Origin of the sequence: Xanthovirga aplysinae (assembly GCF_009711365.1) — a bacterium.
Classification (GTDB): Bacteria; Bacteroidota; Bacteroidia; order Cytophagales; family Cyclobacteriaceae; genus Xanthovirga; species Xanthovirga aplysinae.
In genome coordinates, this window is sequence record NZ_SMMB01001085.1 from 1 (window position 1) to 7,850 (window position 7,850).

Here is a 7,850-nt window from a genome sequence, read left to right on the forward strand (position 1 = left end):
GTATCTATCATTTCTATACATCACCTTAATCTTTTTTAATGTATCCTGTGCCACTGAAAATAGGCAACAACTAAATTCTAATTCCAAGGAGTTGGATTTAGAATCTCTTACTCCTCATCAGATTTATGGAGAACTTTTAGACGATGTGCAAATGGCCAGAATTTTTCCGGATGGAAAAACCTTTGTGGATATGGTCCCCAATAAGGACCCTCAAGAAATTGTGACTATTTATAAAAGCCAGAATATAAAAGAGGGTTTTGTTATGGAAGAGTTTGTTCATCAGAATTTTGAACTTCCACCAAAGGAAAGCTTCAGGGTAGAAATGGACCAGAGTGCAACCGTAGAAGCACATATTACTAAACTTTGGGATCAACTGGAAAGAGAAGCAGATGGGGAACAGAAAGGAAGTAGGATTCGCTTAGATTATCCCTATGTGGTGCCGGGAGGCAGGTTTACGGAGATTTACTACTGGGATTCCTATTTCACAATGTTAGGACTTGCAGAAAGCGGTAGAGTGGATTTGATAGAGGGAATGGTAAAAAATTTTGCCAATCTGATCAATGAGTTTGGTTTTATTCCTAATGGAAGCCGAACTTATTATCTAGGGCGTTCTCAACCACCATTTTTTTCTTTGATGGTGGACTTGCTGGCTTCCATGGAGGGAGATACCGTAATGGTAAAATACCTTCCAGCAATGCTGAAGGAACATAAATTTTGGATGCGGAATGCCGAGAATTTATCTCCAACGAAAGCAGCACAGGATCGAGTTGTTCTTTTGGATGGAAAACATGTTTTGAACAGGTATTGGGATGATTTTGAAGGGCCGAGAGATGAAAGCTATTTTGAAGATGTTTTGGTCTCTAAAAATGCGGCTTCACCAAAAGCGGAGATGTTTAAACATTTGAGAGCAGGAGCAGAATCTGGTTGGGATTTTAGCTCCCGTTGGTTTAAGGATGGCCAGGACATACACACTATAGAAACCACCGATATTATTCCAGTTGATCTTAATGCCCTATTGTATCAGCTTGAATTGAATATTTCCAGGGCGGGTGAGTTATCGGGTGATAAATCTTTAGCCAATAGTTTTAAAGTGAAGGCGCAATTAAGGAAAAAAGCTATGCTTCAATATTTTTGGAACGAAGATGATCATTTTTTGATGGATTTTAACTTTAAAACCAAACAACAAAGTAGGCGGTTATCTTTAGCTGCCGTATATCCTTTGTGCTTTAAAATAGTTCCTCAAAAGGTAGCGGATGAGGTTGTCAAAAAAATTGCAAAAGACTTTTTGAAAGAAGGGGGAGTAGTTTCTACTCTTCAAACTACCGCACATCAATGGTATCCACCTAATGGTTGGGCTCCTTTGCAATGGATGACCGTTTGGGGATTGAAAAATTATGGACACGACTCTTTAGCAAATGAAATCAGTAAGCGGTGGCTTCATCTAAATGAAGCGGTTTTTCAAAGAACGGGAAAGATGATGGAAAAATACAATGTAGAAGACTTGAGCTTGGAGGCTGGTGGTGGAGAGTATCCTCTTCAGGACGGTTTTGGATGGACTAACGGAGTTTATTTAAAGCTAAAGCACCTTGACAATAATTCAAATTGATAAGGTTTTTGCAGGTTGTTGATTTTTTCGGATCAAGTCTAATAATTAAAAAGGGCAGTGCTTTGTAATAGGGAAGTTGTAAAAATAAACTCCCTGCAATAAAATGCACTCCCTAAAATATCATATAAAAATCAGCGCTTTATGAGTTGGAATCGATATAAATTGTCCACGTTTTTAGGCCGCTCCCTTAGTATAATAATTATGTAAAACAGTTTTAACTTCTTCCAGTCGGCCTTTTTTATTTCCTCTAACCGCGGTATGAGTTCTGACTCCATGTTCTAGGCGACCCTTTACCGGAGCATTAAAATGATCCAAAATGGCCATGCCAACATGTGCAATATCGTTGCCCAAAGTAATTTCTCGATTAATGATAGTTTTTATTTGTTCTATGTTTTTTTCGGTGGCCGCAATATGACCCTTTTCTGCGATTTTCTTTGCTAAATGATGCATTGTTGCCATATTTTTATATGCTTTTGGTATGCAAAAGTATAATTGGTTCTCTACTGTTTGATTTAAAACATTGGAGAGATTTAGATGGTTCTAAGAGGCTTGTTAACTTTATTTATCGACCAGTGACTTCTTGCGGTGGATTGAAAAACATTTTTTGTGTTTTAGAATTTTACAATATTTTGAAGTTCTCCGGCTTTTTGTTTAAACGGTAGACTAACATTCAATTGGATAAAAGGTTGGAGAAGTTTGGACATGAAGATTGGAGTTCCCAAAGGTTGAGAAGAGTGTGAGGGAGCTGGTTTTCTGATTTATTCCATGATCGAAGAAAAAATTCTAGGGACAAAAATTTTTCGTCCCTAGAATTTTCATTTAAATACTATGTCCCAGAGAAATCTGAATAACCTGGTTGTAATAATTATAATCGGTTTTAGGATACTTCTCCGTATCATATAATCCAGCATTATAGCGGAGGGTGAAATTAGCTCCTGACCGACCCTCATAACCTACTCCAAAGCCGAGTGAAAGGTCTAATGGGTTAATTTCATCTGTGATGTCTTTGGTATTCCTTCCTGTTTTATATTTTGCGGCGGTTAAAAAACCTAGTTGTGGGCCAATTTGTACATTCAGGCCGTCAGTGAGGTAAATTTTTCCCATCACGGGTACATTAATGTAGTCATAGCGGTATGTAGCGTTTTCCCAATCCGAAATTTCTCCCTGCTGAGAATAAAGCAATTCGGGTTGAATAGAAAAGTTAGGGGAAACGGGTACAGACAAATAGCCTCCCGCATGAAAACCCAATTTTAAAGGATCATTATCAGAATTTTCTCCTAAAGTTGAAAAGTTCAGACCTCCTTTTAATCCTAGTTCCACTTCCTGTGCTTTTGCGCTCCAGGTTGAAAGGAGGCAAATCAAAGCCAATAAGCCAATGCTCTTCTTCATACGTCTGATTTTTATGTATTAAGTTAAAAAAATAGTATACGGGTACAGGTTTTTACTGTACCAAAAAAATATGTTTAAAGTCCTTTCAAAGACAATGCCAGCCTAGTTGAGGGGGTGGGTTAATTTTTGGAATAATCAAAATGAGGGCAAGTGTGCTGGGTGCCTGGTTTTATAGATAGTATGTTTCTCCCATTTTGAAAGAATTTTTCTGATTAAGCTTATTGCTATAAAAAATAGATCCCGAAAAAGAAGATCTGTTTTAAAGAGTAGTAAAATTATATATGTATTTTTTGTGGGAAATTATTTCTATTTTTAATGAAACTTGGATCTTCATAAAGGTGAAGAGTAGAATTTGAACTTAAACTATTTATAGGTCTATTAGAGTTACACCTAACTTATTTTTATTTTAAAAATAGAAGGCTAGTAAAAAGGAATAAATAGAAAAAGGACAATAGATATCATTAAACTAAATGTTTTAACTTCTTCTTTAACATATTTAAAAAATGAGAAAATATTTAGCTCTGGTTTTTTCAGCATTTCTACCCATAATTATTTATTCGTGTCAAACGCAAGAAGACAAAAAGAAAGTTAAAATAGAGGAGAGTACTTTTCCTTTCGAAGAATACAGGATAGATCAGCTTCAGCAAGCCTACCAAAAGGGAGATTATACTATTCAGGAAGTAACACAAATCTATTTGAGGCGCATTAAGGAAATTGATCAAAATGGCCCCCAGCTTCATTCGGTTATTCAAGTTAATCCGGATGCTTTAGAAATAGCTAGACAATTGGATGAAGAATATCAGGCAGGTAATACAAGAGGCCCTTTGCATGGTATTCCAGTATTATTGAAGGATAACATAGATACCCATGACAATATGGAAACCACTGCAGGATCTAGGGCATTAATGGGCTCCCATCCCTTGCAAGATAGTTGGGTGGCTAAGAATTTAAGAGAAGCAGGTGCTGTGATCATAGGTAAGGCTAACTTGAGTGAATGGGCTAACTTTCGGGGAAACTTATCTTCCAGTGGGTGGAGCGGTATTGGAGGCCAAACCAAAAACCCTTATGTTTTAGACCGAAATCCTTGTGGTTCCTCTTCCGGATCGGGTGTTTCCGTTTCTGCTAATTTGACCATGCTTGCCATTGGTACTGAAACCAATGGCTCCATTGTTTGTCCTTCTAATAACAATGGAATCGTGGGAATTAAACCAACCGTGGGATTGATTAGTAGGGCAGGAATAATTCCTATTTCTTTTACTCAAGATACCGCTGGGCCTATGGCTAGAACGGTTATGGACGCTGCTATTGCATTAGGAGTAATGGTAGGAGTAGATTCCTTGGACAGCAAGACCCTTTTGAGCGAAGGAAAGTATCATCATGATTATACTCAATTCCTAAAAAGGGATGGGTTGAAGGGAAAAAGAATTGGTTTGTACAAGAAACCCTTTGGGCGAAATTATAAAGTGGATGATGTGATGAAGAAGGCAGTAGAATATTTAAAAAGCCAAGGGGTGGAAATAGTGGAGCTGGATGAAATTTCAAAGGTAAATGTAAATAGTGAGTCTTTGGAGGTGATGTTATATGAATTCAAAGATGGATTAAATAAGTATTTTGCTTCACTAGGGCCCAATGCTCCGATAAAGAATCTGGGTGAGTTAATTAAATTCAATGAAGCGGATTCATTAGAGCTTAGGTATTATGATCAGGCGATATTAATCATGGCACATGAAAAGGGCGACTTAAACTCAAAACCTTATAAAGAATCACTGAAAAAAATGCTGACCAATATGCGTGAGAAAGGAGTAGACCGAGTTATGGATAAGCACCAATTAGATGCTATAATTTCTCCAACAGGCTCGCCGGCTTGGAAAACAGACTTGATTAATGGAGACCACTATCAATTAGGAAGCTCTTCCCCTGCGGCAATTTCGGGTTATCCCAATATCACCGTTCCCATGGGTGAAATCGATGGCTTACCTGTCGGGATTTCTTTCTTTGGAAGAGCCTGGAGTGAACCCGTATTGTTGGAAATTGCTTATGCCTATGAGCAAGGAACCAAACATAGAATTGTACCCAAATATTTAGAAAATTAAAGTTATAGAGATGAATTCCCCATTATATTATTTTCCTTCATTTTGCAACTAGGGATTCCAAGGGGGGCTTGATTCTAGACAAATAATAAAAACCCCTTGGGTAAAGATAAAATGATAATTATATAGAATGGGATAACTAAAAGGACATTATTGTTTTAAATATCTTCTACTACAGTTGTTATTGTAATTAAAAGAATAAAAGGTTTTTGTTTTTCAATCAGCCTCTTCACTTTTTTACTTTCAAATTTGAAGGTAAAGTATTATCTATTTCATAGAGGTACCTCCATCGGGTTCTGGAGATCCAATTATTGATATTAAAATTTCTTAACCATTCCGGGTAAGTAGAATATATCAGTCGATTTTTTCCTGGTAATTGGGTTACAATTTCTTTATCTCTAACCACAAGCAAATATTTTTGATCTGACCTAATTGTTTTTAGTTCCTCCAGGTCGGTTTTTTGTAAATGAAGGTTTTCTCCCATATAGAATTCAAAAACAATAGGCTTTTTTAAATATATATCCGTAACTCCCACAAATGGATTATTTTCAAGGTAATATAGGGAAATCGGCTCCTTATATTTTCGGTAAATTAGTTGGTATAAGCCTACACTATTAGCGGGCCGAAAGGTAATTAGGATCAAGAAAAGGATGTTAAAAATAAAGAAACCTTTAGAAAACCTTTGACCCCATCGACTAGAAAAAAGCCCTTGTTTCCATCGTTGTTTGAGAATTTGTAAGGAATAAATGACCATAATGGGCAGAAACCCAATTAAAGGAAAGAGAAAACGGCTTTCTTTATGACCAATTAGAAAATGAACAAGAAGAAAAGGAAAAACTGTCCAAGTAATTATATTCTTTGGTTTAAAAATGAAAAATACTATAGGAGCTAAAAGGAATAGGAGGCTGAAAGGAGGGATTAATTCAAAAAATACTTTATTTAGGTAATACCACCACGGGCTTTCTCCAAAATCAGATACATCTTTGTCGAAAAATTTGTTCAAATAATTCCAAGCTGTAATGACCCATTCATTATAGAACCATCGATCGATAAGGACTCCAAAACCAATGCTTACTATAAGTCCGACTCCAATTAAAAGAAGATTCTGAAAATGACTCCTATTAATTATCAATAGCCAGAGGAGAAAGCCCAAAATGAGGAAGCCTGCTTGAAATCGAAATATGAACGCTAAACCTAAAAGTAAACCAATGAATAAGTCTTTTAAACCGGCATCTTTGGTTTTATTTAATTTGAAAATCCCCAACGCAATAATTATTAGCGCTCCGGACCAATTTTCAGAAGAAAACCTTACGCCATTGTAAATAGCAATCCATAAAAAGAAGGTTAAAAAAGCAAACCAATGTTTTAAGGTTTTGTCCTTTATTTCCTCGACAAATGCCTTATACATTATCCGCATAGTTAAGAAAGTAAGCAGGGCGGATAATAGTCTAAGGAAGAAGGCCACAATAAATGGATCTTTTATCCCAACAAAGCCTAGAGACCTATAAATATTTGTTGCAATAAAGGGCTGAATGGCCGGACGAATTTGATAGTGGTATTCCCATGCCAAATTGCTTTCCTGGACGGTCCCTACTTTTAACCCTGCATATTCTAATATTTGAAAATGTTCGTCAAGGTGATGAAAACCAGCGGAGAAAAAAGCTGTAAGAAAAAGAATAAGGCCACCTAAAAAATAGCAGTGCTTCAACTGCAAGTTGAAATTATTTAAAAAAGTCATTTTTAATTAAAAGTAGAATTCGGCTAATACCTTAAAGTTTTTTATAAAAGATTTAGTATGAGATAAAGTAACTTCCTTTTTAAATGGAAAATGTTTATTATCCTTTTTTAGGTAAAAATCCTCGTATTGAAAAAACTGTTTTTTTACAAATATCAATAATAAGGTTATTTAGGGGTTTTCAATACAAATATTTAAAAAATCGAAATTTTTAAATATAAACAATAAAGGTGATGAAAATCAGAAAAAACATAGATCGGAAAATCCTGTTTTGGTTTTGATTTTATGGGTTTTTATTCATTTATTAAGGTAATTGCATCTTCTGAATTACATTTTTAGCCTGTAAAATATGGCGTTCATTGTGGTAAATAACTACCCGAAAAGTGTCTCCCAACTGTAATTTAATCCATTTGCTGATGGAAATTGCTGTTTTGCATTTCATAAGGTCCAGTTTTCTGGCCTCTTCTAAAAGATTCAACATCTTTTCTTGTTGTTTAAGAAATCGCTCTAGAGTGCTAAATGAAAGCTCAGAGTTTAGGGGGTTCTTGTCCTTAAAAGTTTTCATCTTTTTTATTTTTCCCTTTTTGGGGAGCATACTTTGAGCAAAGTAATTACCTAAAAATCCACTTTTAAATTTAAGGGAATGTTGAGATTTAGGGGCTTTTAAAATACGGTTTTCTATTTCCACCAAATAAAAATCCCCATAAAGGTTAAGGTGTTCCAGGCATTCCAAAATACTCCAACTATCAGGGGCCGATTTCCAGTTTAGTTGTTTTTGGTTTAAAGATTTGAACTGTTGAACTTTTCCTATGCAATCTTTTGTCCTTCTTTGAAGGTCATCAATGAGTTGTCTTTGTTCTATTTTCATATTTTTTTTCAAAGGTTGTCATTTTGGCTTTATTTAAAATTGATCTATTCGGCTTAGAGCATTTCCTGGCATTCTTTAGCTTTTTTAGAGAGAATTGCCCTTAATAGACTGAGTTTTTTCTTAATGATAGCAATAAAACAATTCTTATCAGAAATTAATGGG

General features: G+C 35.6%; 6 protein-coding genes. 2 read left to right on the forward strand and 4 right to left on the reverse strand.

The genetic code is table 11. The annotated features are described in order from the left end of the window. The coding region (gene treF / locus E1171_RS12410) for an alpha,alpha-trehalase TreF (RefSeq protein ID WP_343031356.1) at nucleotides 1-1,606 on the forward strand (1,606 nt) is incomplete at its 5' end. A 174-nt stretch (nucleotides 1,607-1,780) separates the two neighbouring features. Here treF and E1171_RS12415 read toward each other — a convergent pair. Both E1171_RS12415 and E1171_RS12420 read right to left on the reverse strand, forming a co-directional pair. Further along, on the reverse strand, nucleotides 1,781-2,056 hold the full coding sequence (locus E1171_RS12415; RefSeq protein ID WP_155206326.1) for a hypothetical protein: 276 nt from the start codon (nucleotides 2,054-2,056) through the stop codon (nucleotides 1,781-1,783). Nucleotides 2,057-2,425: 369 nt separating this feature from the next. Continuing rightward, entirely contained in the window at nucleotides 2,426-2,995 is a 570-nt protein-coding gene (locus E1171_RS12420; protein WP_155206327.1) for a porin family protein, read from the reverse strand. Nucleotides 2,996-3,498: 503 nt separating this feature from the next. Between E1171_RS12420 and E1171_RS12425 the strand changes: the two genes are divergently transcribed. Continuing rightward, a complete protein-coding gene (locus E1171_RS12425) occupies nucleotides 3,499-5,088 on the forward strand; it encodes an amidase (protein ID WP_155206328.1) in 1,590 nt (529 codons plus the stop codon). 226 nt (nucleotides 5,089-5,314) lie between these two features. Here E1171_RS12425 and E1171_RS12430 read toward each other — a convergent pair whose 3' ends face one another. Then, nucleotides 5,315-6,823, reverse strand: a complete 1,509-nt coding sequence (locus E1171_RS12430) for a glycosyltransferase family protein (RefSeq protein ID WP_155206329.1) — start codon at nucleotides 6,821-6,823, stop codon at nucleotides 5,315-5,317. Nucleotides 6,824-7,124: 301 nt separating this feature from the next. Next, nucleotides 7,125-7,688, reverse strand: coding sequence for a DinB family protein (locus E1171_RS12435; RefSeq protein ID WP_155206330.1), 564 nt, complete (start codon nucleotides 7,686-7,688; stop codon nucleotides 7,125-7,127). Nucleotides 7,689-7,850 lie beyond the last annotated feature (162 nt).